General features: G+C 68.5%; 18 protein-coding genes. 12 read left to right on the forward strand and 6 right to left on the reverse strand.

The genetic code is table 11. The annotated features are described in order from the left end of the window. The first annotated feature begins 95 nt into the window (after window positions 1-95). Window positions 96-1,610, forward strand: a complete 1,515-nt coding sequence (gene glpD / locus LZ005_RS06595; protein WP_237805915.1) for a glycerol-3-phosphate dehydrogenase — start codon at window positions 96-98, stop codon at window positions 1,608-1,610. Between the two features lie 34 nt (window positions 1,611-1,644). Then, a complete protein-coding gene (locus tag LZ005_RS06600) occupies window positions 1,645-2,274 on the forward strand; it encodes a LysE family translocator (RefSeq protein ID WP_237805917.1) in 630 nt (209 codons plus the stop codon). On the opposite strand, the gene LZ005_RS06605 is transcribed toward LZ005_RS06600, so the two are convergent. From LZ005_RS06605 to LZ005_RS06615, 3 genes are read right to left on the reverse strand one after another with little or no spacing between them, the layout of a single operon-like run. Beyond that, complete coding sequence (locus LZ005_RS06605) at window positions 2,191-2,883, reverse strand: YceI family protein (protein WP_237805919.1); 693 nt, start codon at window positions 2,881-2,883, stop codon at window positions 2,191-2,193. The genes LZ005_RS06600 and LZ005_RS06605 overlap by 84 nt on opposite strands. Continuing rightward, window positions 2,880-3,848, reverse strand: a complete 969-nt coding sequence (locus tag LZ005_RS06610) for a type II secretion system F family protein (protein ID WP_237805921.1) — start codon at window positions 3,846-3,848, stop codon at window positions 2,880-2,882. The genes LZ005_RS06605 and LZ005_RS06610 overlap by 4 nt, the downstream gene beginning before the upstream one ends. Before the next feature lie 3 nt (window positions 3,849-3,851). After that, window positions 3,852-6,461, reverse strand: coding sequence for a M1 family metallopeptidase (locus LZ005_RS06615; RefSeq protein WP_237805923.1), 2,610 nt, complete (start codon window positions 6,459-6,461; stop codon window positions 3,852-3,854). 83 nt (window positions 6,462-6,544) lie between these two features. Between LZ005_RS06615 and LZ005_RS06620 the strand changes: the two genes are divergently transcribed. The 5 genes from LZ005_RS06620 to recD all read left to right on the forward strand — a co-directional run bounded on the left by LZ005_RS06620 (window position 6,545) and on the right by recD (window position 19,066). Beyond that, window positions 6,545-7,168 carry a glutathione S-transferase family protein gene (locus tag LZ005_RS06620; RefSeq protein WP_237805925.1) on the forward strand — a complete coding sequence of 208 codons (624 nt, stop codon included), beginning with the start codon at window positions 6,545-6,547 and terminating at the stop codon, window positions 7,166-7,168. Between the two features lie 66 nt (window positions 7,169-7,234). Beyond that, complete coding sequence (locus tag LZ005_RS06625; RefSeq protein ID WP_237805927.1) at window positions 7,235-10,186, forward strand: CHASE domain-containing protein; 2,952 nt, start codon at window positions 7,235-7,237, stop codon at window positions 10,184-10,186. Then, complete coding sequence (gene recC, locus LZ005_RS06630) at window positions 10,183-13,557, forward strand: exodeoxyribonuclease V subunit gamma (RefSeq protein ID WP_237805930.1); 3,375 nt, start codon at window positions 10,183-10,185, stop codon at window positions 13,555-13,557. Before LZ005_RS06625 ends, recC begins: the two co-directional genes overlap by 4 nt. Beyond that, window positions 13,554-17,123 (forward strand): exodeoxyribonuclease V subunit beta, encoded by a 3,570-nt coding sequence (recB, locus tag LZ005_RS06635; RefSeq protein ID WP_237805932.1) that lies wholly within the window; start codon window positions 13,554-13,556, stop codon window positions 17,121-17,123. The genes recC and recB overlap by 4 nt, the downstream gene beginning before the upstream one ends. Then, window positions 17,120-19,066: an exodeoxyribonuclease V subunit alpha gene (gene recD / locus LZ005_RS06640; protein ID WP_237805934.1), complete on the forward strand. Its 1,947-nt coding sequence runs from the start codon at window positions 17,120-17,122 to the stop codon at window positions 19,064-19,066. The genes recB and recD overlap by 4 nt, the downstream gene beginning before the upstream one ends. A gap of 1 nt (window position 19,067) precedes the next feature. On the opposite strand, the gene LZ005_RS06645 is transcribed toward recD, so the two are convergent. Next, window positions 19,068-19,952, reverse strand: coding sequence for a serine hydrolase (locus LZ005_RS06645; protein WP_237805936.1), 885 nt, complete (start codon window positions 19,950-19,952; stop codon window positions 19,068-19,070). Between the two features lie 125 nt (window positions 19,953-20,077). On the opposite strand from LZ005_RS06645, the gene LZ005_RS06650 reads away from it, so the two are divergent. From LZ005_RS06650 to LZ005_RS06670, 5 genes are all read left to right on the forward strand, one after another. Continuing rightward, the gene (locus tag LZ005_RS06650) at window positions 20,078-20,611 is read left to right on the forward strand and encodes a GNAT family N-acetyltransferase (protein ID WP_237805938.1); all 534 of its coding nucleotides are present in this window, start codon (window positions 20,078-20,080) and stop codon (window positions 20,609-20,611) included. 19 nt (window positions 20,612-20,630) lie between these two features. Next, on the forward strand, window positions 20,631-21,341 hold the full coding sequence (locus LZ005_RS06655; RefSeq protein ID WP_237805940.1) for a DUF882 domain-containing protein: 711 nt from the start codon (window positions 20,631-20,633) through the stop codon (window positions 21,339-21,341). After that, window positions 21,342-21,743 (forward strand): hypothetical protein, encoded by a 402-nt coding sequence (locus LZ005_RS06660; protein WP_237805942.1) that lies wholly within the window; start codon window positions 21,342-21,344, stop codon window positions 21,741-21,743. It begins immediately after the preceding gene. Window positions 21,744-21,841: 98 nt separating this feature from the next. After that, on the forward strand, window positions 21,842-22,627 hold the full coding sequence (locus tag LZ005_RS06665) for a transporter substrate-binding domain-containing protein (protein ID WP_237805944.1): 786 nt from the start codon (window positions 21,842-21,844) through the stop codon (window positions 22,625-22,627). Between the two features lie 3 nt (window positions 22,628-22,630). Then, a complete protein-coding gene (locus LZ005_RS06670) occupies window positions 22,631-23,278 on the forward strand; it encodes an amino acid ABC transporter permease (protein ID WP_237805946.1) in 648 nt (215 codons plus the stop codon). On the opposite strand, the gene LZ005_RS06675 is transcribed toward LZ005_RS06670, so the two are convergent. Then, complete coding sequence (locus tag LZ005_RS06675; RefSeq protein ID WP_237805948.1) at window positions 23,275-23,691, reverse strand: BLUF domain-containing protein; 417 nt, start codon at window positions 23,689-23,691, stop codon at window positions 23,275-23,277. The genes LZ005_RS06670 and LZ005_RS06675 overlap by 4 nt on opposite strands. 99 nt (window positions 23,692-23,790) lie before the next feature. Beyond that, window positions 23,791-25,419, reverse strand: a complete 1,629-nt coding sequence (locus tag LZ005_RS06680; RefSeq protein WP_237805949.1) for an electron transfer flavoprotein-ubiquinone oxidoreductase — start codon at window positions 25,417-25,419, stop codon at window positions 23,791-23,793. Between the last annotated feature and the right edge of the window lie 62 nt (window positions 25,420-25,481).

A 25,481-nucleotide genomic window follows, 5' to 3' on the forward strand; every position in this document is an offset into this window, starting at 1 on the left:
GGCGGCGCGGGCCGGTGGTGAGGTTTTCGCGACGCTGGCGCCATCTTACCTGCTTTGCGCGCGGCTGGCAGAAGGGCCTGTGGTAGAGTCGGCCCATGAATTCCATCACCTGTGATGTGCTGATCATTGGCGGCGGCGTGAACGGGACGGGCATTGCGCGCGATGCGGCCGGGCGCGGCCTGTCGGTGGTGCTGTGCGAGAAGGACGACCTGGCCGCCCATACCTCGTCGGCATCGAGCAAGCTGATCCACGGCGGCCTGCGCTATCTCGAGTACTACGAATTTGCGCTGGTGCGCAAAGCCCTGCGCGAACGCGAAACCTTGCTCAAAAGCGCGCCCCACATCATGTGGCCGCTGCGCTTTGTGATGCCGCACGATGCCGGGCAGCGGCCCGCTTGGCTGATGCGCGCGGGCCTGTTCCTGTATGACCATCTGGCGCCGCGCGAGTTCCTCGGCGCCTCGCAAGCGATCGATCTGCGCCGCCACCCGGCCGGTGCGCCGCTCAAGCCGGCATTCGTGCGCGCCTTTGAATATGCCGATGGCTGGGTCGACGATGCGCGCCTGGTGGTACTCAATGCGGTGGATGCGCGCGCACACGGCGCCCAGGTGTTCACCCGCACCACCTGCATCAGTGCCGAGCGCGGCCAGCAGCACTGGCTGGCCACGCTGCGCAGCGGGCAGGGCGAGCCGCTGCGGGTGCAGGCGCGCTGCCTCGTCAACGCTGGCGGCCCCTGGGCCGGGCGCCTGCAGCGAACGCTGACGGGCGCGCCCGCCCACCACCAGCTGCGCGCCATCAAGGGCAGCCATATCGTGGTGCCGCGCCTGTGCGAGCATGGCTATGCCTATCTGTTTCAGCATCCGGATGGGCGCATCGTGTTCGCGCTGCCATTTCAGCAGCAGTTCACCCTGATCGGCACCACCGACGTCGAATACAGCGGCGACCTCGATCGCGTGGCCATCACGGCGCAGGAGATCGACTACCTGTGCACGCTGGCCAGCCACTACTTCCGCCGCGCTGTCACGCCCGACATGGTGCTGTCCACCTATGCGGGCGTACGTCCGATTCTGGAGGACGAACAGGCGTCGGCCTCCGCCGCCACGCGCGACTACCGGCTCGAACACGATGTCGATGGTGCGCCGCTACTGACGGTCTGGGGCGGCAAGATCACCACTTTCCGCGTGCTGGCCGAACAGGCGGTGGACTGGATCGCGCCGCGCCTCGGCGTAACGGCTGGTCCCTGGACGGCGCAGGCCTGCCTGCCGGGCGGCGATCTGTTTGGCGAGGGACCGGTGGCGCGCAATGTGCAGGGCTTCGATACCTTTGTCGAGGCGCTGCAGGCGCGCCACGCCTGGCTGCCGCCTGCCCTGTGCCGCCGCTATGCGCGCGCCTACGGCAGCCGCTGCGCGCTGCTGCTCGAGGGCGTCAAGGATCTGGCGGGCCTGGGCGAAGAGGTGCTGCCCGGCCTGTATGCGCGCGAGATCGATTATCTGCGCCGCGAGGAGTGGGCTTGCGCGGCCGAGGACATCCTCTGGCGCCGCACCAAGCTCGGTCTGAAGCTGCCTGCGGGCGCGGCCGAGCAGCTGGCATTGTGGCTGGAAGCGAAGGTATGATGGCGCTCTCTGTCCATCGCCCGAGTGTCCGTCCATGCCAGTCACGCCCGAACAACTTGCCGCCTTCCTTGCTGTCGCCGTCCTGCTGACCATTTCGCCGGGGCCGGACAATCTGATGGTGCTCGGGGTTGGCATGTCGCGCGGGCGCCAGGCCGGCGTGGCGTTCGGCCTGGGCTGCGCACTTGGCTGCCTGAGTCACACGCTGCTGGCGGCGCTCGGCGTCAGCGCGCTGATCGCGGCCTCGCCGCTGGCCTTTGGCGCGCTCAAAATCGCCGGCGGTGCCTACCTGGTCTGGCTCGGCATTGGCGCCTTGCGCTCCAGCGGCCAGGTGCGCGTCGACGGTTCCGGGTTGGCGCAGGAATCCTATGGCCGCCTGTTTGCCAAGGGCCTGGTCGCGAACGCCATCAATCCCAAGGTGGTGCTGTTCTTCCTGTCGTTTCTGCCGCAGTTTGTGGTGGCCGGGCAGGGCGCGGCCAGTGTGCAGACAGCGATTCTCGGCATCGTGTTCACCCTGCAGGCCTGCGTGATTTTCGGCCTGCTTGGCCTGTTCTCCGGCCATGCGGGGCGTTGGATCAGCGCCTCACCGCGTGCCGCGCTCTGGCTGGACCGGGTCGCCGGCGCCGTGTTCGTGGGCCTGGGCGTGCGCCTGCTGGTCGCGCGCTAAGCGCACGCGGAAGGCCAGCTCCATCCGGTCTTCCACGCGCAGGGCGCCGCCCAGCACGGTCATCGGCGTCAGGCCAAACTCGCTTTGCAGCAGGGTGAAGCTGCCGCGCGCGCTGATGCTTGCGGCGTCTTCGGTGATCTGCGCGGGGACCACGACTGTGCGCGTGACGCCGTGCAGGGTGATGGCCAGCGCCAGGCCGCCATCCGCGCGGCGCGCGTCGATGCGCACTTCCGGGTAGCGGGCGGCGTCAAGCACTTTTTCCAGCATGTTGACGCGGGTCGCCGCGATGGCCTCGGGGCTGGGCACGGTATCGAGTCCGGCGGCCTGGCGCAGCGCCGGCTCATCGACGGTCATGGCGTCGAGGCGGAATCTGAAGCTGGCTTGCTGCTGCTGCGCGTCGTAGCGCCCATCGAGGCCGCGCACGGCGATCACGTGGTCATGTCCAAGGCGCGCCAGCGGACCGGCACGGCGTACCACGATGGTGAGCAGGCTCTGGTCCTGATCGACGCGGTGGCTGACCGCCGGCGTTGCCGGGGCGTCGAGGCGGGCGTCGGGCCCGGTCGCGCAGGCGCTTAGCAGAATCAGGATCGGCAGCAGACGGCGCATCATCGGCCTCCCACCAGACTCCAGATCATCCAGCCGCTGACCAGCGCATACGCAAGGCGCGGCATCCAGTCGGCCAGAAAGCGCGCATCGGCCGCCACGTTGTCGGATTCGTCGGCCGCAAACTTCAGCAGCATCGTGGACAGCATGCCGCTCGCTTCCCCCGTCTGGATCATGCCGACCAGGCGCGGCGTGTCGAAGTAGCGCAGCCCGGCGGCGGCGGAACTGAGGGGCAGGCCGGCTTCGACGGTCGGCTGCATGCGCTCCACGTCATCGCGCAGTAAAGGGTTGGCCAGCACGCTGGCGGCCAGCGGCAGCGCGTCGAACATCGGCACGCCGGCGTCCAGCGCCAGGCCCAGAGCGGCCGTGTAGTCACGTGCGGCGCGGCGGCGCTGCATGGCGCCCAGGACCGGCAGATCGAGCTGCCAGGCCTGCAGGTGAGCGCGCACCGGCCCATCGCCATCCTGGGCCAGCCAGTGCGGCAGCCAGAAGCCGAGCCAGACCAGCAGCACGGCCAGGACCAGGGGCCGCAGCGCCTGCCCAAGGTAGCCGGCCGCTGTCAGCTGGCCGTGCACCAGCTGCGGCAGCGGCGCGATGAACAGGGCGGCGGCAAAAACAAACAGGATCGGCAGCAGGCGGCCACGCAACTGGCGCGCCGTACGGGCGCGCAGGGCATAGTCGTCTGCCAATTGCGCGTACACGGTTTCCAGTTGGCCGCCGTCGTGGGCGGCGCGCAGGATGCGCTGCTCCACGCTGTCGAACAAGCCTGCGCGGGCGGCGGCGTGCATCGGCGGGGTGCCGCGCTTGATCAGGCGCTGCATCAGGGCGGCGCGCTGGCCCGCCTGGCCAGTCAATTGCAGCATGGCGTAGGCCTGCTGCGCTGGCAGGCCAGCCTTCTCGGCCATCGCCAGGTGGCTGAACAGCTCCGCGCGGGCTTGCCACGGCAGGGGCGAATAGGATGGCCGGTCCATGGCTCAGGGGCCGCCGTGGGTGCGCAGCCAGGCGTCCACCTCGGGCAGGCGGGCGCGCCGCATCTGGATGCGGCCCTCGATCTGGGCGACCGCGCTCTCCGTATCCTGGCGCGCCTCGGCGCTGAACTGGGCACTGGCAAACTGGCGCAGGCGGGCGATCATGGCCGGGTCGGCCGAGGTGGCGGCCAGCATCGGATAGAAACGGCTGCGCGACGAGGCATCCAGGCGCGCATCGACTTCCTGCTGGCGCGCACTGGCAAAGCTGAAAGCCAGTTCCGGGTGCAGCACGGCGACCGCGCTGATCATGCTGGCCGTCTGGGTTGGCGCCACTTCCGCGCTCAGGCTTAGATCGAGCGCGCGCCGGGCCAGGGCCGGATCGGCGCTGGTGGCCAGCAGATCGTACAGGGTTCCCTTGGCCAGGGCGGAGGTTTCGGCGCGGGCCACGGCCAGCAGCTGTTCCCAGCTGGCGGCGTCGGCGTGCAGAGCCACCACGCCCAGCACCGCCTTGCGCAGGGCGGTCGGCAGTGCGCTCGGATTCAGGCGGCTGGCCTCGAACAGCAGGCGCGCCTCGGTGACCGTGGCCGGGTCGCCCAGGCCGCCGAGGGTGTCGATCAGTTGGGCGCGCAGGGTCGTGTCGGTGTCCGGCTCGCCCGCGCGCGGGGCCCAGCCGAGGACGCGCAGACGCGGCGCCAGTCTGGCGCTGGCGTAGTGGCGCAGGCGCTCCAAGGCTGCATCCTGGCCGCGCAGCTGGACGCCGAGAGCCAGCATGGCTTCGGCCACGCGGCCCCAGACTTGGGCGTTGGCGTTGGCCGGCACGGCGTGCAGCAGGTCGAGCGCGCGCGCCATCGGCTGCTGGCCGGCCAGACCGAGCGCCCAGCTATCGGACAGCAGGCCAAGCTGGTCCAGGGGCGGCAGGCTGGCAAAGCGTTCGGCCAGCGCGCTCAGGGCGGGCGCCGGATAGGCACTGCGGTAGTAGCCGGCCTGGCCGGCGTTCAGCAGCAGCGGGCCGCAACCGGGCAGGGTGAGGGTGGCGGCGCCGCCTTCCAGCAGGGTGCGTACCGGCGCCTGGCCAAGCACGGAGACCACCACCGGCACGCGCCAGCGGCGCGCCGGACCTGGCCGCGGCTCGCGCTGAAATTCTTCCTGCAGCAGGCGGGCGCGCGTGCTGCCGTCGACGCATTCGGCGCTGGCCAGGCGCACCAGCGGCACGCCTGCCTGCAGCGTGAAGTCGTGGGCGATGGCGCGCACTGGCTTGCGCGCTGCCTGTTCGACGGCGCGCCACAGGTCGTCCGACACCGTATTGCCGTAACGGTGTTCGCGCAGGTAGATGCGGATGCCGTCGCGCCAGGTCTCCTCACCCACGTAAGCTTCCAGCATGCGGATCACCGCTTCGCCTTTGCGGTAGGTGATATTGTCGAAGGCCTGGTTGGCCTGTTCGACGGTGTTGATGCGCTGTACGACCGGGTGCGCGCCAGCCAGCGCATCGACCGCCATGGCTTCGTCGCGCAGCGCGATGGTGCCGAGCCGCGTTTCCCATTCGGGATGCAGGCGTTCGAGCATGCGGCTTTCCATCCAGCTGGCGAAGCCTTCGTTCAGCCACAGGTCGTCCCACCAGCGCATGGTGACCAGATCACCGAACCACTGGTGGGCGATTTCGTGCGCGGCCGTCGCGAAGACTTCCTGTTTGTCGGCCGCGGTGGAAATTGCCGGGTCGAGCAGCATCGCATGTTCAAACGTGAAGATCGCGCCCCAGTTTTCCATCGCCCCGAAAAACGGATTGCGACCCGGCGCGGCGACGTTATCGAGCTTGGGCAGCGGGTAGGGCAGGCCGAAGTAGTCGTTGTACTCGGTCAGCAGGCGGGTCGTGGCGTCGAGCACAAAGCGCGCCTGCTGGGCGCGGCCGCGCGTGGTGATCACCCCCACATCGGTCGGCCCCACCTGGGCGCTGACGCGTTCCAGCGGCCCGCTGGCGAAGAACAGCAGATAGGTCGACATGCGCGGCGTATCGGCAAAGCGCACTTCGGCGCGGCCGTCGGGCAGGATGGTGCGCGCGGCCACCGGCATATTCGAGACGGCCAGGTCGTCGGCCGGGACGATGGCGCGCAGTGCGAAGCTGGCCTTGAAATTCGGTTCGTCCCAGGATGGCAGCAGACGCCGTGCGTCGGAATTTTCGAACTGCGTGAACAGGGCGCGGCGGCCTTCCTCGTCGTCGAGGGCGAACAGGCCGATGGTCTGCTGGCCGATCTGGCCGCGGTAGTCCAGGTGCAGCTGGTGGCGCCCCGGCTTGAGCGGGGCTGCAAAATCCAGACGCAGGGTCTGGCGTTGCGGATTGAGCGTGATGCGCTGCGGCCGCCGGCGTCCGTCCAGACGTACGGCGCCAATCTCCAGATCGAGCGCATGCAAGGTGATGCTGCGGGTCGGCCGCTCGACCACGAGGCGGATATCGGCTTCGGCCGCAAAGCGCAGGGCCTTGGCATCGGGCTTGAGCAGCAGCGCATAGTGCTCGGGACGGACGCCGCCCGGCAGTTGGCTCGGCGTGGCCCAGACACAGGTGGCATGGGCCAGCAGCAGGCCCAGGGCCAGGCGCGGCAGAAGGGTGGCGGTGATCGGCATGGGCGCAATCTACGGCCTGAGCGGGGCGCTGTCAACGCGCGTCTTCTGTGTCATCATGGCGCGCAAACCACGAAAGGAGACACATGAAACTCTATACCGCGCCATACGCGCCCAATCCGCGCCGGGTGACGATGTTCATCGCCGAGAAAGGCCTGACCGGCATCGAGAGCGTCAATGTCGATCTGATGACGGGCGGCCACCGCGCGCCCGACTTCCTGACCAAGAATCCGTTCGGCCGGGTGCCGGCGCTGGAACTGGAGGACGGCCGGGTGCTGTGCGAGACGCGCGCCATCTGCACCTATCTGGAAGGCCTGGCGCCGGAACCGAACCTGATGGGGCAAGACGCCACCGAGCGCGCCTTCATCGAGATGGCCGACCGCCGCGTCGAATGGCATATCCACCTGCCCATCGTGAACTGGGTGCGCCACACCCATCCGGCCCTGGCCGCGATGGAGCAGCCCCAGTTCGGCGAGTACGGCGCCACCCAGGGCGAGAAACTGCGGGATGGCCTGGCCTGGCTGGAGGCCGAACTGGCGGCCCAGCCGTGGATCGCCGGCGCGCGCTTCACCATCGCCGATATCACCGCTTTCTGTGCGCTGGAGTTCGCGCGCGGGATGGTGAAATTCAAGCCGGGCGAGGCTGGTTTTTCCAACGTGCAAGCCTGGCGCGACCGCGTCGCGGCCCGTCCGAGCGTCGGCCGCCCCTGAGTCCGGAAGCTCGCGCCGCCGTCGTCCGAAGCCTGCTAGATTGCGGGACTTTGGAGGACGACATCGATGCGCGACTGGTTGCATGTGCCCGGGGCCGAAGCGGCCCCGGGACCGCGTCTGCGCCTGCTCCTGGGCCTGGCCGGACTGGCATTGGCGCTGCTGGTGGGCGGTCTTGCTTTGCACGCCAGCGCGCGCCTGCTGGAGGCGGACGCGCGTCAGCGCTTTGAGTTCGTCGCGCGCAATGCGCAATACAGCGTCAGCCAGCGCGTCAAGTCCTACACCGACGCGGTGCGCGGCCTGGTCGCGCTGTTTGGCGCCAGCGAACGCCTGCCCGACCGGGTGGCCTTTCACCGCTATGTCGCCGGTCTGGACGTGGCCACCAACTTCCCTGCCATCGAGTCGATGAATTTTTCGCGCCATGTGCGCGAAGGCGAGCGCGCCGCCTTTGTCGCAGCCGTGCGCGCCGACCGCAGCCTGAGCGCCCAGGGCTATCCGGGTTTTGATATCCGGCCCGCCGGCCGGCGCGCCGATTACGAGGTGCTCACCTTCCTCGAACCGGATGTGCATATCGCCGAAAAGCTGGGTGTGGACATCGCCGCCAGCGCGCCGGTGGCACATGCCCTGGCCCGCATGCGCGATACCGGCAAGATCAGCGCCTCGGGCCAGCCGATCGTGGTCGACGTGCCGGAGCCGCATCTGGCGATGGGCATGCGTCTGCCCGTGTACCGGCATGGCGCGCCGCACGAGGACGTGTCGACGCGCCGGGCCGCCTATGTCGGCTCGGTCGGCATTGGCTTCTCGATCCCCCGTCTGATGAGTGGCGCGCTCGAAGAAATGACGATACGGCGCGTGCATCTGGCGCTGTACGCGGCGGGGCAGGAGCGCAGCCTGCGGCTGGCCGCGGACGACCGCCTGCTGTTTCGCGATAGCCCGGCGGCGCAGCAGATTGCGCCGGACGGGCTGCAGATTGTCCTGCCGATCAATTTCAACGGGCGCCTGTGGAAGGCCCATTTCAGCGTGCGCCGCGCCGACGCGCTGGGTGCGGCCGACCCGGTGCTGCCCGCCGTGGCGGGGCTGCTGGCCGGCGGTGCCACGCTGCTTCTGTGCCTGCTGGTGAGCAGCCAGTACTGCCGCCGGCGCGAGGCGGCGGCACAGCGCGCCTACCTCGATACGGTGCTCAATAATATCCAGGCCCAGGTGCTGATGAAGGACACGGCGCGCCGCATCATCTACGTCAATGCGGCCGGTGCGCGCGCCCTCGGCCGCACGCCCGAGGAAGTCATTGGCCGTTTCGACCATGAGCTGGTCGACCCCGCCGTGATGGCCCAGATCTGGCGTCAGGACGAAGAAGTGCTGCGCAGCGGTGCGCGCCGCACGGACGAACTGGAGATGCCGCTGGCCGATGGCAAGCCGCGCGCGCTGTGGTGCGTGCGCGCGCCGGTGCGGGTGGGCGGGCGCGTGGTGGCGGTGGCGATCGTGGCGACCGACGTGACCGCATTGCGTGAGCTGCGCGAGCAGGCCGATGCCGCCAACCGCGCCAAGAGCCAGTTCCTGTCGAATATGAGCCACGAGATTCGCACGCCGATGAACAGCATTCTCGGCATGGCCCATCTGGCCCTGAAGGCGGCCGACGATCCGCGCCAGCGCGACTATCTGCGCAAGATTCGCCACGCGAGCGAACACCTGCTCGGCATCCTGAATGACATTCTCGATGTCTCCAAAATCGAGTCCGGGCGCATGGCGCTGGAACAGGCCGACTTCGGGCTCGATACCCTGCTTGGCAATGTGGTCGACCAGCTGTCGCCCGCCGCCAGCGCCAAGCGGCTGCCCCTGCGGCTTGATGTCGAGCCGGCCATGCCGCGCCAGCTGCGCGGCGATGCGCTGCGCCTGGAGCAGGTGCTGCTCAATTTTGCGGGCAATGCCATCAAATTCTCCGAACAGGGCGAGGTCTGGCTGCGCGTCCGGCCGCTGGAGCGCGAAGCCGACACGGTGCTGGCGCGCTTCACGATCGAGGACCAGGGCATCGGGCTCAGTGAAAGCCAGATCGCGCAGCTGTTCCAGCCATTTCACCAGGCCGACGCCTCCACCACGCGCCGCTACGGCGGCACCGGTCTGGGTCTGGTGATCAGCAAGCAGCTGGCGGAGCTGATGGGCGGCGAGGTCGGCGTCGAGAGCGCGCCCGGTGTCGGCAGCCGCTTCTGGTTCACGGCGCGGCTGGGGATCAGCACCGCCTTGCTGGGCCAGCCGGAAGAGGAAGCCACGCTCGGGCCGGAGCTGCAAGAGCAGCTTGCGGGCGCACGCATCCTGCTGGTTGAGGACAATCCGTTCAGCCAGCAGGTCGGGCAGGAGCTGCTGGAGGACGCCGGTTGCCAGGTGCTGCTGGCCAGCGACGGGCGCGAGGCCATCGGCCAGCTGCGCCGCCACAGTGTGGACGCGGTGCTGATGGATGTGCAGATGCCGGTGATGGACGGGCTGGAAACGACGCGCATGATCCGCGCCGACCCGCGCCTGCGCCAGAATCTGGTGATCGCCATGACGGCCAATGCCGGCCATGCGGAGCGCATGCTGTGTGAGGAAGTCGGTATGGACGCGGTGCTGACCAAGCCGGTGCCGCCGCAGGTGCTGCTGGCCAGTCTGGCCCAGCATCTGGGCGCGCGCGCCGAGCGCCTGCCGCTGCTCGACCGTAGCCGTCTGGCGGAGAGCTTCGGCGGCGACGAAAAGCGCATGGCGCGCTTTGCCCAGCTGTTTCTCGACTCGGCGGCGGCGGGTCTGGCCGAACTGGAGGACGCGGTGGCGCGGCGCGATGCGCGCCGGGTCGCCCAGCTCGGACACCGCATGAAATCGGGGGCGCGCGCGGTCGGTGCGCTGCGCTTCAGCGCCGCCTGCGCCAGCCTGGAGGCCTATCGCGATGAAAAGGCTCTTGACGGCCTGCCCGCGCTGCTGGACGATATGCGCGCGCAGCTCGACGCGCTGCGCACCCATATTAACCAGGAACTGCATACGCATACTCCGCCTTGAGCCCGCGCACCCCGCTCCAGCCCGGCCTGTTGATCCTGCATGGTAACCAGCTTGAATCGCTGCGTGACGCCGTGCTGGATTGGCTCGCCCGCCATCCGCTCGATCCGCTCGAGCAGGAGACCCTGCTGGTGCAGTCCAACGGTATCGCCGAATGGATGAAGGTGGCGCTGGCCAGCCACGGCGGCATCTGCGCCGCCACCCGCGTGGTGCTGCCGGCGCGCTTTCTGTGGGAGGCCTACCGCGAGGTGCTCGGACGCGAGCAGGTGCCGCGCCACGCGCCGTTCGACAAAGCGCCGCTGACCTGGCGCCTCATGCATCTGCTGCCCGCGCTGCTGGGGCAGCCGGTGTTCGCGCCGCTGCGCCATTTTCTGGCCGACGGCGACCCCGAGCGCCGCCTGCAGCTGGCCGCGCGCCTGGCCGACCTGTACGACCAGTACCAGGTGTATCGCGCCGACTGGCTGCGCGACTGGGAGGCCGGGCGCGATCAGCTGCGCGGCGCCAGCGGCAGCCTGCAGCCGCTGGCCGACGATCAGCGCTGGCAGGCCGCCCTGTGGCGGGGCGTGTGCGACAGCGTGCCGGCCGCGCAGCGCGGCGTCGGCCGCGTCAGCATCCACGAGAATTTTGTCCAGGCCCTGCAGGCCGGGGCGGCGCCGCAGGGCAGGGTGGTGCGCCGCGTAGTGGTGTTCGGCGTGTCGGCCCTGCCTTACCAGACCTTGCAGGCCCTGGCCGCGCTGGCGCGCGTGACCCAGGTGCTGGTCGCCGTGCCCAACCCCTGCCAGTTCTACTGGGGCGACATCATCGACGGGCGCGAACTGCTGCGCGCCCATTACAAGCGGCAGCGCCAGCGCGGGGCCGATCTGGCGCAGGTGCCGCTCGAGCAGCTGCACGCGCACAGCCATCCGCTGCTGGCGGCCTGGGGCCGGCAGGGGCGCGACTTTGTGCGCATGCTCGACGAATTCGATCCGGGGACGGCGGCGGCGCCGCTGCGCGTGGACCTGTTCAACCCGGAACCAGGCGCGCATCTGCTCGGCCAGGTGCAGGAGGCCGTGCGCGACCTGCTGCCGCTGAACGAGCACGCCTTCCCGGCCCCGCAGGCGGACGACGATTCGATCAGCTTTAGCATCGCTCACAGCGCCCAGCGCGAAGTCGAGATTCTGCATGACCGCCTGCTCGACTGGTTCGCGCGCGACCCCACGCTGCGCCCGCGCGACGTGGTGGTGATGGTGCCCGACATCGACACCTTCAGCGCCGCGATCCACGCCGTGTTCGATCAGTTCCGGCGCGGCGACGCGCGCACCATCCCCTACGAAATCGGCGATGTGCGCAAGCGCACGACCAATCCGCTGGTGGCGGCGCTGGAATGGCTGCTGCGCCTGCCCCAGCAGCGCTGCCGCCAGAGCGAGGTGCGCGACCTGCTCGACGTGCCCGCCGTGGCGCGCCGCTTTGGCCTGCGCAGCGATGATCTGCCGGTGCTGGGCCGTTGGATCGCCGGGGCCCAGGTGCGGTGGGGCCTGGACCAGGAACACCGCGCCAGCCTCGGTCTGGGCGCCGCCGGCGAACAGAACGCCTGGCTGTTTGGCCTGCGCCGCATGCTGCTCGGGTATGCCAGTGGCGCCGGCGAGGCCTTTCAGGACATCGAGCCTTATGCCGAAGTCGGCGGCCTCGATGCCGCGCTGGCCGGTGCGCTGGCACGCCTGGTCGACGCGTTGCTGACCTGGCGCGGGCGGCTGGCGCAGCAGGCGACACCCGCTGTCTGGGCCGAGCATGCGCGCGCCCTGTTGGCCGCCTTTTTCGACCCGGCCGACGAGGAGGAGCGTCTGACCCTGGCGACGCTCGAACAGGCCTTGCAGTCCTGGCTCGACACCTGCGCGCGCGCCGCCTACACCGACAGCATGCCGCTGGCCGTGCTGCGCGAGGCCTGGCTCGGCACCTTCGACGAGCCGGCCCTGAACCACCAGTTTGTGTCCGGCGGCGTCACCTTCTGTACCTTGATGCCGATGCGCGCGGTGCCATTCCGCGTGGTCTGCCTGCTTGGCATGAACGATGGCGACTTTCCACGACGCGCGCCCAAGGCCGACTTTGACCTGCTGGCCCTGCCGGGCATGCACCGCCCCGGCGACCGCTCGCGCCGCGACGACGACCGCTACCTGATGCTGGAGGCCCTGCTGGCCGCGCGCGACCGCGTCTACATCAGCTGGTGCGGGCGCAACCCGCGCGATAACAGCGAGCAGCCGCCCTCGGTGCTGGTGGCCCAGCTGCGCGATTATCTGGCAGCCGGCTGGCCGCTGGAGCTGGCGCGCCTGACCAGCGAGCATCCGCTGCAGGCCTTCAGCCGCCGCTATTTCGAGGCCGGCGGCCTGCACACCCATGCGCGCGAGTGGCGCGCCGCCCATGCGGGCGAGGTGCCGGCCCTGGCCGAACTTGGTCCCTGCCAGTTGCCCGAGGGCCGCCAGGTCAGCCTGCGCGAACTGGCGCGCCTGTTGCGCAATCCGGCGCGCGAGTTCTTCCGCCTGCGCCTGGGCGTGGTGTTCCGCGATGAGGATGACGCCGCCGAAGACGAGGAACCGTTTGCCACCGACGGCCTGCAGCGCTATCAGCTGCAGGCGGCGCTGCTGGCCGACGCCGGCCCGCCCGAGCTGCCGTCCGAGGTGGCGCGGGTGCTGGACGAGCGCAGCGCACGTCTGCTGCGCGAGGGACGTCTGCCGATCGGCGGCGCCGGCGCCGCACTGCGCCAGGAGCTGATGGCGACCATCTACCCGGCCCGCCTGGCCTGGGTCAGCCAGTGCGCCGCCTTCCCCGATGCCGCGCCCAAGCTGGCCTTGAGCCTGGACGCGCCAGAAGCCAGCCTGTTCGACTGGGTCGAGCAGATTCGCGTGGGTGCGGCCGGCCGCCTGATACTGAGCCAGAGCGCCTCCAAACTGTGTAGCGGTGAGGCCCCGCGTCCGGACAAGCTGATCGAGGCCTGGCTGCTGCAACTGGCCTGCGCGGCGATGGACGAGGCGGCGCACGGCATCCTGGTCGGGGCCGACGCGCAGCTGCTGCTGGCGCCGGCCGAGCCAGAAGCGGCGCGCGGCATTCTGCGCGCGCTGCTGGCCCTGTGGCGCGCCAACCTCGATGCGCCGCTGCCCACGGCCTGCCTGACCGGCCTGGCAGTGATCACCCAGGGCAAACCGCGTCAGGCCTATGAATCGGGCGACCAGCATACGGGTGAGGGCGAAGACCCGGCGCTGGCGCGCCTGTGGCCAGATTACGCCAGCCTGGCCGCCGAGCCGGCCCATACCAGCGTCAGCCAGGCCCTGTACGGCGCTTTCGCCGACTGGCTGGCCGAGGCTGTGCAGGTGCAGGCCTACGGGCAGGAGGAGGGCGCATGAGCCAGCCGCTGCACGCCATCGACTTTCCGCTGCATGGCTCGCGCCTGATCGAGGCCAGCGCCGGTACCGGCAAAACCTGGACCATCGCTGCCCTGTATCTGCGCCTGGTGCTTGGCCATGGCGGCCAACAGGGTTTTGCACGCGCGCTGCGGCCCGGCGAGATTCTGGTGATGACCTTTACCCGTGCCGCCACGCGCGAGTTGTCGGACCGGGTGCGTGCGCGCCTGGTGCAGGCGGCCGCCGTGTTCCGTGGCGGCGCCCCGGCCGACGATCCCTTCCTGGCCGCGCTGCTGGCCGACTACCAGGGCGAAGCCCAGCGCCTGCAGGCCGCGCACATCCTCGCCACGGCCGCCGAGGCGATGGACGATGCCGCCGTCTTCACCATCGACGCCTGGTGCCAGCGCATGCTGCGCGAGCACGCCTTTGACTCGGGCAGCCTGTTTGATGAAGAACTGGTCAGCGACGAAAGCGCCCTGTTCGACGACGCCGCCCACGACTACTGGCGCCAGCAGGTCTATCCGCTGGCCGGCCGCACGCTCGACGTGCTGCGTCGTGTGTGGCCGCATGTGGAGGCGATGAAGGACGCCGTGCGGCCGCTGTTGTCCCAGCGTGAGCTGCTTCCGGCGCAGGCGGACACGCTGGCCGATACGATTGCGCTGGCCGATGCCACCGCTCAGGCGACACTGGCGGCCTTGAAGCGGGGCTGGGACAGCCTGGCCCTCGACATGCGCGACTGGATGGATGCGCGCCGCGCCGAAAAGCTGATCGATGGCGCCAAGCTGCAGGCACGCTATGTCAATGGCTGGTGCGAGAAGCTGCAGGCCTGGGCGGCCGACCCCGAGCTGGTGGAGCCCGACTTGAGCGACACCGCCTGGAAGCGCCTGAGCGAGGACGGCCTGCGCGAATGCCTGAAGCCGGGCTTCAGCGGCAGCCTGCCGCCCTGGGTGGCTGCGGCCGAAGCGCTGCGCGCCGGGCTCGATGCGCTCAGTCCCATCGCCCACACCTTGCTGCGCCACGCGGCCGTACATATCGGCGAACGCATGGACGCGCTCAAGCAGCGTGCCGGCCAGTTTGGCTTCGCCGATATGCTGGTGCGCCTGCGCCGCGCGCTGGAAGGCCCGAACGGCGCGGCCCTGCGCCAGCGCATCGTGGACCAATACCCGGTTGCTCTGGTCGACGAATTCCAGGATACCTCGCCCGAGCAGTACCGCCTGTTCGATCTGCTGTACCGCATCGAGGACAATCTGCCCGAGCTGGGGATCTTCCTGATCGGCGATCCCAAGCAGTCGATCTACGCCTTCCGTGGCGCCGACATCCAGCTGTATCTGCGCAGCCGGCGCGCCACGCGCGGCCGCCACTACCAGCTGGGCACCAACTACCGCTCCACCAGCGGCATCGTGGAAGCGGTCAACCGCCTGTTCGGCGGCGCCGAGGAGCGCCCCGGCGAGGGCGCCTTCCGCTTCCGGCGCGGCGGCGAGAATGAACTGCCGTTCGAGCCGGTGGCCGCCGCCGGCCGCAGCGAAGTGCTGGAAACGGGCGAGGGGCCGCTGCCGCCGCTGGACGTGGCCTGCCTCGCGGTCGACGGTCTGCAGGCCGATCCCGAGCGCGACTGCCTGGCCGCCCACTGCGCCGAGCGCATCGTCGCGCTGCTCAATGACAGCCGCGCGGGCCTGCGCGACCAGGACGGCTGGCGCCCGCTGCAGGCGGCCGACATCGCCGTGCTGGTGCGCGGCCGCAAAGAGGCGGAGCTGGTGCGGCGTGCGTTGCTGGCGCGGGGCGTGAAGAGCGTCTACCTGTCCGATAAAGACTCGATCTTCAGCCAGCAGGAGGCGCAGGATATGCTGCGCTGGCTGCGTGCCGTGGCCAACCCGCTCGACAACGATCTGGCGCGCGCCGCCTTTGCCAGCGCCAGCTGCGCACTGAGTCTGGGCGAACTGGCGCAACTGGTTGACGATGAGCTGCAATGGGAGGCCCGCCTCGAACAGCTGAAGGCCCTGCACCTCGTCTGGCAGCGCCAGGGCGTGCTGGCCATGCTGCGCCGCTTTATCCATGAACTGGCATTGAGCGCACGCCTGCTGGCGCGGCCCGATGGCGAGCGCCGCCTGACCAATCTGCTGCACCTGGCCGAGATGCTGCAGCAGGCCAGTATCCAGCTCGATGGCGAGCTGGCCCTGGTGCGCTGGCTGTCGGAGCAGATCGCGGCGGCCGGGCAGGGCGGCGATGAAGCCGTGCTGCGCCTGGAAAGCGACGCTGCCCTCGTCAAGGTGGTGACGGTCCACAAATCCAAGGGTCTCGAATATCCGCTGGTCTTCCTGCCGTTCGCGCATGCCGCGCGCAAGGCCGACAAGCGGCGCACCCCGTTCGTGCTGGTGCCGGACGCGAACGGGCGGCGCCAGCTGGATCTGATGCGCGGACGCGCTGCCATGCAGCAGGCCGACGAGGACCGCCTAGCCGAAGACCTGCGCCTGATGTATGTGGCGCTGACGCGCGCCCGACACTACCTGTGGCTGGGCATGGGGCCGCGCGGCGTGGGCGACTCCGCCATGGCCTGGCTGCTGACCGGGAGCGACGCTGCCCTGAGTGGCGCCGCCCTGCTGGCCACTTGGCAGGCTTGGGGCGGCGCCCGCGTGCAGCCGCTCGATGAACAGGTCGGCCACACCTGGCTGACGCGCGGCGAGGCCCTGCCGCCGCTGACCGAGGCATCCAGCTACAACGCCCAATTCGAACGCGACTGGCAGGTCGGCAGCTTCAGTGCGCTGGTGCGCCAGCTGGTCGCGCCTCCGAGCGAAGCGCGCGCCGCCGTGCTGTTCGACGACGATACTGCCAATGGCGAAGGGCAGGGCGAGGCGCCGTGGCACCGCTTCCCGCGCGGCGCGGTACCCGGCAATTTCCTGCACGAGCAGCTCGAGTGGATGGCGCAGGAGGGCTTTGCCAGTGCCGACGATGAGGACTTCGCCACCCGACTCACCCAGCGCTGCGAGCGCGCCGGCTGGGGCAACCGGGCCGAGGATGCCTGCGCCTGGCTGAAGCGGGTCGCCAGTACGCGCCTGCCGCCGCTCGAGGCCAGCCTCGGTGACATCGGCAGTGCGCTGCCCGAGATGGAGTTCTGGTTCCCGAGCGAGCGCCTGCGCGCGGCCGAACTGGATGCCGTCTGCCGCCGCCATCTGCTCGATGGCATCGCGCGCCCGCCGCTGCCGGAGCGCCAGCTGCACGGTATGCTCAAGGGCTACGCCGACCTGGTGTTCGAGCACGATGGCCGCTACTGGGTGCTCGACTACAAATCGAATGCGCTCGGCACGCAGGACGCCCACTATCCGCGCGAGGCGCTGGCCGCCGCCATGGCCGAACACCGCTACGACGTGCAGGCTGCGATCTACATGCTGGCCCTGCACCGGCTGCTGCAAAGCCGCCTGGGCGCCAGCTACGATCCGGCGCAGCAGCTGGGCGGCGCGGTCTTCCTGTTCCTGCGCGGGATCGCGCATCCGCAGACCCACGGCTGCTACTGGATCGCGCCCGATCTGGCGCTGCTCGACGCGCTCGATGCCTTGATGGAGGGGAGGGCATGAAGCCTGAAGATCTGAATGCCTTCTGGGCGCACGCCGATGCCTGCGTCAGCGCCGGCGAGCTGCGCGCGCTCGGCCCGGCGTTCGCCCGCTTTATCGACGAACTCTCGCCCTTGAGCGGTCCGGCCCTGCTGGCGGTGCTGCTGCTGTCGGAACTGGAAGGCCAGGGGCACTCCTGCCTGGACCTGGAACAGCTGGCGCCCGACCCCGCCGCGCTGCTCGACTGGCCGCGCGAGCGCTGGCAGACGCTGGTGGCGCCGCTGGGGCCTTTGCCGCGCCAGGCCAAGGGCTGGCGCGAGCAGCTCGCCGGCGTGGCCAGCGTGTGGCGGCCCGGCGAGATGGACTTCGGCCAGCCGCTGGTGCTCGATGGCGCACGCCTCTACCTGCGCCGCTACTACCGCGACGAGACTCTGGTGGCGGCCACCGTGCGCCAGCGCGCCACCAGCGCCAGCGCGGTCGATATGCAGGCGGCCAGTACCTGGCTCGGTCGCCTGTTCGGGCAGGACCGGCGCGCCCATGCGGGGCCGGACTGGCAGAAGATCGCCTGCGCGGTGGCGCTGCGCGCGCGTCTGTCTGTCATCACGGGCGGCCCCGGTACCGGCAAAACCTATACGGTGGCACGCCTGTTGGCCCTGTTGTTCGCGCTGGCGCCGGACCCGATGCGCTTGCGCGTGGCCCTGGCCGCGCCGACCGGCAAGGCGGCCGCGCGCCTGAAGCAGTCGATCGACAAGGCCCTGCTGGACTTGAACGAACGGCTCGACACCCAGCTCGATCTGGCCGCGCTGGTAACGCGCATGGGACCAGCGCGCACCCTGCATAGCCTGCTGGGTGCGCGCCCCGACACGCGCGCCTTTGCCCACCACGCCGGCCGGCCGCTCGACGTCGACGTGCTGATCGTCGATGAAGCGTCGATGGTGCACCTGGAGATGATGGCGGCCCTGCTGGCGGCGCTGCCGCCGACGGCCAGCCTGATTCTGCTGGGTGACAAGGACCAATTGGCCTCGGTGGAAGCGGGCGCCGTGCTGGGCGACCTGTGCGCCGAGGCCCAGGCTGGCGGCTTTGATGCGCGCACCTGCGACTACGTCGCCGAGGCCAGTGGCGAGACGATTCCCGAGGCTTTCCGCGGCAGCGCCGGCCCACTGGCGCAGCAGACGGTGATGTTGCGCGAGAGCCGCCGTTTCGGCGGTCCGATTGGTCAACTGGCGCTGGCCGTGAATGCGGGCGAGCGAAGCCAGGCCGAATCGATCCTGCGCAGCAGCGCGCCCGATCTGCATTGGATCGCGCAGGCCCAGCCCAGCCAGGTGCTGCCGCTGGCCATCGGCGGACGTGAGGATGCGCCAGGCGGCTATGGCAGTTATCTGCAGCTGATTCAGGCTGGCCCGGGCGGCCAGCCGCACGAAGACTGGGTACGCGCCGTGCTGCGTGCGTTTGAAGGCTTTCGCATCCTGTGCGCGCTGCGCGAAGGCGAGTGGGGCGTCAGTGGCCTGAATGCCGCCATCGAACAGCGCCTCGAAGGCTTGGGCCTGATCAGCAAACGCGGCGAATGGTATCCGGGACGCCCGGTGATGGTCACGCGGAACGACTATGCGAGCGGCGTCTTTAACGGCGACATCGGCATCGTGCTGCCGGACCCGCAGCGGCGCAGCAGCATGCGCGTCTACTTCCTCGAAGGCGATGCGGTGCGCTCGGTGCTGGCCACGCGCCTGGCCCACGTCGAAACGGCTTACGCCATGACGGTCCACAAATCACAGGGTTCGGAATTCGCGCACACGGTGCTGGTGCTGCCGCGCGAGCGCGCGGCCATGATGGCGCGGGAACTGGTCTACACGGGGATCACGCGGGCGCGCACCCACTTCACGCTGGTCAGCGGCGCGCCCGAGGTGCTGGGCGAAGCGATCGCCCAGCGTACCCAGCGCGCTAGCGGCCTGCGCGCGCGTCTGGCCTGAATCAGGCGTTACGCGCTTTGGTCTTGTTGGCGGCCAGCGCGCGCTTGCGGGCTTTGGGCGGATTGGCCTTGGCCTTGGCGGCTACCGGGGCTTCATTCCCGGCCAGCAGACGGCGGATGTTGAGTGCATCGGCCATGCGGGCCGAGTTGGCCTTGGCGTTGAGCAGCACCACGGTCGCGTAGCGGCCGGCGGCCTTGACGCGCATGATCAGGCAGCGCCCGGCTTCTTCGGTGTAGCCGGTTTTCGACAGGCCGATGTCCCAGCCCTTGGCGCCGACCAGACGGTTGGTGTTGTGGTACTCGCGTTTGCGGCCTTTCATGGTCAGCACTTCGCGCGTGTCAGTGGTGATGCGGCGGATATCCGGATAATTGGCGGCGGCATCGGCCATCTTGGCCAGGTCCACGGCCGTCGATTTGTTCTCGGGCGAGAGGCCGGTCGGCTCGGCGATCACGGTCTGGGTCATGCCCAGGGTGCGCGCCTTGGCGCTGACGGCGCGGCGGAAGGCGTCCATGCCGCCCGGGTAGGTGCGGCCGAGCGCGTGGGCGGCGCGGTTATCGGAGGACATCAGCGCCAGCTGCAGGGCTTCGCCGCGCGTCATGGTGGCGCCCACCGGCACGTGCGAGGCGCTGTGCTTGAGCGTGTCCACGTCGTCGTTGTCGATGGTGATGGTATCGTCGAGACTCTGTTTGGCGTCGAGCACGACCATCGCCGTCATCAGCTTGGTCAGCGAGGCGATGGGCACGACGTCGGAGGCGTTCTTTTCGAGCAGGACTTTGCCGGTCCCGTCTTCGACCACCAGCACCGAGGCCGACTTCAGCGGCACGTTGGCGGCCATGGCCCCGGAGGCCAGGCTCAGACAAAGTACGGCGAGAATGCGTTTGATCATAGTGTTTAGCTGGCAAGCAATATTTCAGCCGGGACGATATCATGAAGCAACATGCGCGTCTATGCTATTGTGGCGTTGCGTATGCATGCACTAGAATGCGCAGCATTATTTGAAACCTAAAGTAGATGAATAGCCCCATCCTGGTCCGTCCCGCCGCACCACAAGACGCCGCCGCCGCCTGCCTTGTCCTGCGCCGTTCCATCCTGGAATTGTGCGTGCGCGACCACCAGCACGATCCGGCCTTGCTCGAGAACTGGCTCGGCAACAAGGAACCGGCCACGGTGGCGGCCTGGTTCAGCTCATCGGCCAATTACTGCGTGGTGGCCGAACGCGATGGCCAGGTGGTCGGCGTGTCGCTGATGACCCTGGCCGGTAAGCTCTCCCTCTGCTATGTCCTGCCCGAGGCCCTGCACAGCGGGGTGGGCAAGGCCATGCTGAGCCATCTCGAAGCCAAGGCGCGCGAACTGGGCATCGGCATCATCCGCATGCACTGCACGGCCAGCGCGCTCGACTTCTTCACGCGCCATGGCTATATCGCCGCCGGGCGCGAGAAAGCCTGCTTCGGCCTCGACACGGACTTCCTCTGGAAGAAACTGAACGCCGTCGAGGGCGACTGTAGCAAGGCCGGTCAGCGTTTCTGTCCTTGCAGTCCGCCTTAGCGCACTGTAAAGTTTAGAAATGGCATCACGACGCGATTTTCTCCATTCCACTGCAGTGACGGGCGCCCTGGCCCTGATCGGCGCGCCCCTCGTGGGTTGCGGCTCGGCTCAGGCGCGCCAGAGTAATATTCAGCGCGTGGCCGCCACGCGCGCCACCGGCAAGGCGGCCAACAGCAGCGCCGATCTGCCGCAGACGGGCGGGCCGAATGCTGCGCCCGACATCTTTGACGCCCAGGGCCTCGATCTGGAATTCTGGCTGCGTCCGCGCACCCTGAATGTCGTGCGCCCGGCCTCGGGCGAAAAGGCGCGCGTGCTGTACTGGAAGGACGGCGAGATCATTCCTTCCGCCTACGAACAGCTGTGCCACCTGATGCGCGATGTGAACGGGCGCGAAACCGTGCCGATCGATCCGAAATTGTTCGAGACCCTGTGGGGCACCCAGGCCTTCATCGCCCGCTTCGGGCTCGAGCAGCCGCTCGAAATCCTGTCGGGCTACCGCACCCCGGCCTCGAACGCCAAGTTGATCGAAGACGGCGTGCCGGCCGCGCGCAAGTCCCTGCACATGGAGGGCAGGGCGGCCGATATCCGTGTGCCGAATCTGAATCCCGAAATTCTGGGCGGCCTGATCCGCTCGTTCCGCCAGGGCGGCGTCGGTTTCTACTACCGCGCCAGCAACAATGGCGGCTGGATCCACGCCGACACCGGCCTGCAGCGCGTCTGGAAGGGTTGAGTGGACGCCCCCCGTTTCAAGCCGGTCCCGTGGACCGAACTGGCTACGCCTGCCGATGTCGAACTCTGGATCGACGCCCATAACCGCAGCCTGCAGGAGCATATCCGCCCGAACGAGAGCGGCTATGGCGTCTGCTTCATGCTGGCGCCCGGCGGCTGCCTGTACCTGCACACCACCCAGGATGGCGCGATCCTGCTCGACGTCGACGAAGAGGCCGACTGGGTCACGCCCCTGATCGCGGCCGCCACCGGTGCCACGCCGCCCAAGGGCCGGCTCTGGGTGCTGCCCGACGATAAGCTCGTGCAGCTCGTGTTTGGCCTCAATACCCTGGTCGATGCCACCATCCTCGTGGTCGGCCACGATTTCGGCAGCAAGCTGGCGCGCCATTCCCGGCCGTACTGAGCGGATATCCTGCAGTTATCGGCAGCCGAATTCCCTAGGCAGGCGCGCCGGTTTTCAGTTATAAATCGGGTTCCCTGTTGCTGAGACTTTCCACCTCCATGATCGATCGATTCCGTCGTCACGCGCTGCTGGCCCTGCTGGCGGCCGCTTGTACTCTGCCGGTTGCGGCTGCCGACCTGCTGGCCGCTGTCAAGGCGCGCGGCACCTTGCGCATTGCGATGGAGGGCACCTATCCGCCTTTCAATTTCAAGGACCCGAAGACGGGCGAGCTGACCGGCTATGACGTCGATGTGGCGCGCCTGCTGGCGCAGCGCCTCGGCCTCAAGCCCGAGTTCATCACGACCGAATGGACTGGCATCCTGGCCGGCCTGCAGGCAGGCAAGTACGATGTGATCATCAGCCAGGTGAATGTGACGCCGCAGCGCGCCCAGGCCTTCGATTTTTCTGACGCTTACATTTATTCGAGCCCGCAGCTGCTGCTGCGCCGCGACGACAAGGCCGCCTACACCTCGCTCAACGACCTGAAGGGCAAGAAGCTCGGCGTGGGCCAGGGTTCGGTCTTCGAGCAGCAGGCCAAGACGGTGGCCGGCATCAATATCAAGAGCTACCCGGCCGCGCCCGAGAACATGGCCGACCTGGCCGCCGGCCGCATCGATGCCGCCCTCAACGACAGCCTGCTCGTCGCCTATCTGGTCAAGACCTCGCCCCTGCCGATCAAGGCCGGTGCGCGCGTCGGCAAGGCCGAGAGCCTGGCCATGCCGGTCAAGAAGGGCAATCCGGAGTTTCTGGCCGCGCTCAACAAGGCCCTGGCCGAGATCCGCGCCGATGGCAGCCTGAAGAACGTCTCGCTGAAGTGGTTCGGCACCGACGTCAGCAAGCCCTGAGCGATGAATCTGCAAGAGCTGCTGCACGCCGCCGCCCCTGTGATGCTGCAGGGCGCGCTGTACACGCTGCTGTTCGCCGTGGCGGCGATGCTGGGCGGCCTGGCGATCGGCTTTCCGGTGGCCGTGATGCGCATGCTGCCGTATGCCGTGCTGCGCTGGCCGTCCGCCCTGTATGTCAGCGCAATGCGCGGCACGCCGCTGCTGGTGCAGATTTTCGTCATCTATTACGGCCTGCCCAGTATCGGCATCGAATTTGAGCCGGTCACGGCCGGCGTGCTGGCCCTGAGCCTGAATGCGGGCGCCTACCTGTCCGAAACCCTGCGCGGCGCGATCTCCAGCATTGCCCTGGGCCAGTGGCGCGCGGCCTATTCGCTCGGCCTCAATTACTGGCAGACGCTGGGCTATGTGGTGCTGCCGCAGGCCCTGCGCGTGGCGGTACCCTCGATGAGCAATACCCTGATCAGCCTGATCAAGGATACCTCGCTGGTGTCGGTGATTACGGTGACCGAGCTGATGCTCGCCACCAAGGAGGTGATCGCCGCGACCTTTCAGCCGCTGCCGCTGTACTGCGCCGCGGCCCTGGTCTACTGGGCCCTGAGCCTGCTGTTCGAAGCCCTGCAGGGCTATGCCGAGCGGCGCCTGCGCCACTAACGGCCGCTGCGGAACATCTCGATCAGTTCGTGCACGCCGCTGTGATCGGCGCGCGTGGGGCTGCGGTCGCGTCCGAGATTCATGTAGTGGCTGTAGCCGGGCGTATTGTGCAGCTCAGGATCGTCCAGATCGCGAAAGCCCATGCCCCAGCCTTCGAAAAAGCGGGTGTCCGCCGGTTCTTCGATGATCAGCATCGGGCCGGTGTGGCGCGCATCGCGCACGATCTTGCGGTACAGCGTGCGCACGGCCTCGGGTTCGCCTTCCAGCACTTGCATGAAATTGCCGCCTTTGTAGAGCAGCAGGCCGGTGATGCCAAGGCGGGCATTATTCTCGCGCGCCGCTTCCAGCAGGTCGAGCAGTTCAGATTTGGTCAGCTCCCGGGTGGCGGAACTGAGATAGACGAGGCGCAGCACAAAATTTCCTGATATGTACGAACGCGCCCATCCTAGCATTGCTCGCAAGTAATGACAATGGTAAAAAAAGAAACGCGGGACCGGCCCGCGTTTTCTTGGTTACATGTTCGGATAATTGGGTCCGCCGCCACCTTCGGGCACCACCCAGACGATGTTCTGGGTCGGGTCCTTGATGTCGCAGGTCTTGCAGTGGACGCAGTTCTGCGCATTGATCTGCAGACGGTCGCCGCCCTCATCGGTCTTCACGAACTCATACACGCCGGCCGGGCAGTAGCGCGCCTCCGGCCCGGCGAACTTGGCCAGATTCACCTGCACCGGCACCGAGGCGTCTTTCAGCGTCAGGTGCACCGGCTGGTCTTCCGTATGGTTGGTGTTGGAGATGAACACCGAGGACAGGCGGTCGAAGGTGATCTTGCCATCGGGCTTGGGATAGACGATGGGCGTGAACTCCGAGGCCGGGCGCAGGCAGGCGTGGTCGGGCTGATGGTGGCGCAGGGTCCACGGCGCCTTGCCGCGGAAGACGATCTGGTCGATGCCAGTCATGATCGTGCCCAGCACCAGACCCTTGCTCATCCACGGCTTCACATTGCGCGCCACATGCAGTTCCTCGTGCAGCCAGGAGTTGGCGAAGGACTCGGCATACGCGCCCAGTTCGTCGCTCTGGCGCTCGGCGCCCAGGGCCGCAAAGGCCGCCTCGGCCGCCAGCATGCCGCTCTTGATGGCCGCGTGCGAGCCCTTAATCCGGCTCATGTTGAGGAAGCCGGCGTCGCAACCGATCAGGGCGCCGCCGGGGAAGACGAACTTGGGCAGCGACTGCAGGCCGCCGGCCGCGATTGCCCGCGCGCCGTAGGCGATGCGCTTGCCGCCTTCAAAATAGTGGCGGATGGCCGGGTGCGTTTTGTAGCGCTGGAATTCTTCGTAGGGCGACAGGTAGGGATTGGCGTAGTTGAGGCCGACGACATAGCCGACCGCGACCTGATTGTTCTCCAGGTGATACAGGAAGGAGCCGCCATAGGTGTCGTTGTCGAGCGGCCAGCCGGCCGTGTGGATCACCAGGCCAGGCTGATGCTTGGCCGGATCGATTTCCCACAGTTCCTTGATGCCGATGCCGAAAGCTTGCGGGTCCTTGCCTTCGTCGAGCTTGTATTTGGCGATCAGCTGCTTGCCCAGATGGCCGCGCGCGCCTTCCGCAAAGAAGGTGTATTTGGCGTGCAGTTCCATGCCGAGCTGGAAGGAGTCGAGCGGCTCGCCTTCGCGGCCGACGCCCATATTCCCGGTGGCCACGCCCTTGACCGAGCCATCTTCGTTGTACAGCACTTCGGCGGCCGCGAAGCCGGGGAAGATTTCCACGCCGAGCGCTTCGGCCTGCTGGCCGAGCCAGCGCACGACATTGGCCAGCGAGATGATGTAGTTGCCGTCGTTGTGCAGGCACTGCGGCAGCAGGAAGTGGGGCGTGTGGATCACGCCTTTTTCAGTCAGGAACAGGAAGCGGTCTTCGGTCACCGGCTGGTTCAGCGGCGCGCCCATTTCCTTCCAGTTCGGGAACAGTTCATCCAGTGCACGCGGGTCCATCACGGCGCCCGACAGGATGTGCGCGCCCAGTTCGCTGCCTTTTTCCAGCACGCACACGGACACTTCGCGGCCCTGTTCGTCAGCTTGTTGTTTCAGTCGAATCGCAGCCGACAGGCCGGCCGGGCCACCGCCGACGATGACGACGTCATATTCCATCGCGTCGCGCGGACCAAATTGTTCAAGTAGGGACTGGGACATTGTTCGGGTGAGTGGATTGG

The organism is Massilia sp. TS11 (assembly GCF_022012445.1).
GTDB lineage: Bacteria > Pseudomonadota > Gammaproteobacteria > Burkholderiales > Burkholderiaceae_D > Telluria.

Excerpts from the sequence above, each read along its gene's own strand:
- LZ005_RS06650 (WP_237805938.1), top strand. The coding sequence starts at position 20,078 with ATGAATAGCCCCATCCTGGTCCGTCCCGCCGCACCACAAGACGCCGCC.
- glpD (WP_237805915.1), top strand. The coding sequence starts at position 96 with ATGAATTCCATCACCTGTGATGTGCTGATCATTGGCGGCGGCGTGAAC.
- LZ005_RS06610 (WP_237805921.1), bottom strand. The coding sequence starts at position 3,848 with ATGGACCGGCCATCCTATTCGCCCCTGCCGTGGCAAGCCCGCGCGGAG.
- recD (WP_237805934.1), top strand. The coding sequence starts at position 17,120 with ATGAAGCCTGAAGATCTGAATGCCTTCTGGGCGCACGCCGATGCCTGC.
- LZ005_RS06600 (WP_237805917.1), top strand. The coding sequence starts at position 1,645 with ATGCCAGTCACGCCCGAACAACTTGCCGCCTTCCTTGCTGTCGCCGTC.
- LZ005_RS06670 (WP_237805946.1), top strand. The coding sequence starts at position 22,631 with ATGAATCTGCAAGAGCTGCTGCACGCCGCCGCCCCTGTGATGCTGCAG.
- LZ005_RS06665 (WP_237805944.1), top strand. The coding sequence starts at position 21,842 with ATGATCGATCGATTCCGTCGTCACGCGCTGCTGGCCCTGCTGGCGGCC.
- LZ005_RS06625 (WP_237805927.1), top strand. The coding sequence starts at position 7,235 with ATGCGCGACTGGTTGCATGTGCCCGGGGCCGAAGCGGCCCCGGGACCG.
- LZ005_RS06605 (WP_237805919.1), bottom strand. The coding sequence starts at position 2,883 with ATGATGCGCCGTCTGCTGCCGATCCTGATTCTGCTAAGCGCCTGCGCG.
- LZ005_RS06615 (WP_237805923.1), bottom strand. The coding sequence starts at position 6,461 with ATGCCGATCACCGCCACCCTTCTGCCGCGCCTGGCCCTGGGCCTGCTG.
- recB (WP_237805932.1), top strand. The coding sequence starts at position 13,554 with ATGAGCCAGCCGCTGCACGCCATCGACTTTCCGCTGCATGGCTCGCGC.
- LZ005_RS06620 (WP_237805925.1), top strand. The coding sequence starts at position 6,545 with ATGAAACTCTATACCGCGCCATACGCGCCCAATCCGCGCCGGGTGACG.
- LZ005_RS06645 (WP_237805936.1), bottom strand. The coding sequence starts at position 19,952 with ATGATCAAACGCATTCTCGCCGTACTTTGTCTGAGCCTGGCCTCCGGG.
- LZ005_RS06680 (WP_237805949.1), bottom strand. The coding sequence starts at position 25,419 with ATGGAATATGACGTCGTCATCGTCGGCGGTGGCCCGGCCGGCCTGTCG.
- LZ005_RS06655 (WP_237805940.1), top strand. The coding sequence starts at position 20,631 with ATGGCATCACGACGCGATTTTCTCCATTCCACTGCAGTGACGGGCGCC.